Raw genomic sequence first — 876 nt, 5'->3', positions numbered from 1 at the left:
GTACATAAACGCGCATATGATAGTAAAGTGAAACAGTTTAAATAATGGAGGAACGCAGAAATGAAAAACAAGCGTCTGCCAGCAGACCAAATGTTTGTAAAAGGCTTTCAAGAGTTGTTAGAAGTCATGCTTTCAAATCCCTTTATGAGTTATTTAGATTATGATTCCGTTCGTATAGATTTATTTGAAACAGAACAATCATTTATTGTCGAAGCTGAATTATTAGGGTATCACCCTAAGGATATTATCGTTCAGATAAAAGCTGACCACTTACAGCTGACAGCCAAAAAATACTGCATTAGAGAATTTCATGATGAAAAGCAAGGAACGCTTGCAAGAGAACAAATGGAAGAAAGCGTTGAACGTACAATCGACTTTCCATTTCCATTGATGAATAAAAAAATTACCGCTACATTTAGTAACGAAATCCTTGAAATTACGATTTCTAAACATGAGACAAATGAATCTAATCAGCAAATAGTCCCTATTGATTTCCAATAAAGCTGCAGATGTTGTCTCTGCAGCTTTATTGGAACTATTTAATTGTTTATTTAGCACATAGTTTTTTAAGAATATTCTTCTTTTCAAAACAATGGGATATCTAATTTATTTTACGGCACACTACTAAAAAAGAGGAAAAGGAGAACGTTTATGCTTCATACTGCCTGGAAAGGTAAAATCAGCTTTGGATTAATTGATATCCCTATTAAACTGCACGGAGCAATTGAAGAAAAAGATGTAAAGCTGCGCACGCTACACTCCGTTTGCCATACACCTATTCMTCAAGAAAAACATTGCCAAACGTGTGGACGAGAAGTAGAATCCGATGAACTGGTTAAAGGATACGAAACCGCGACCGGTCAGTTTGTTGTACTT

Annotated in this window: 2 protein-coding genes; both read left to right on the top strand. The window is 35.3% G+C overall.

Features of this window, described 5'->3' with window-relative positions; all coding sequences use genetic code 11:
* Positions 1 to 60 precede the first annotated feature (60 nt).
* A complete protein-coding gene (locus AC1DRF_RS30100; RefSeq protein WP_043982838.1) occupies positions 61 to 501 on the top strand; it encodes an Hsp20/alpha crystallin family protein in 441 nt (146 codons plus the stop codon).
* A 150-nt stretch (positions 502 to 651) separates the two neighbouring features.
* A partial coding sequence (locus AC1DRF_RS30095) for a Ku protein (protein WP_477742585.1) occupies positions 652 to 876 on the top strand: 225 nt, incomplete at its 3' end.

The organism is Priestia sp. P5_B4 (genome assembly GCF_056400385.1).
This window is presented reverse-complemented; position numbering and strand designations above follow the sequence as displayed.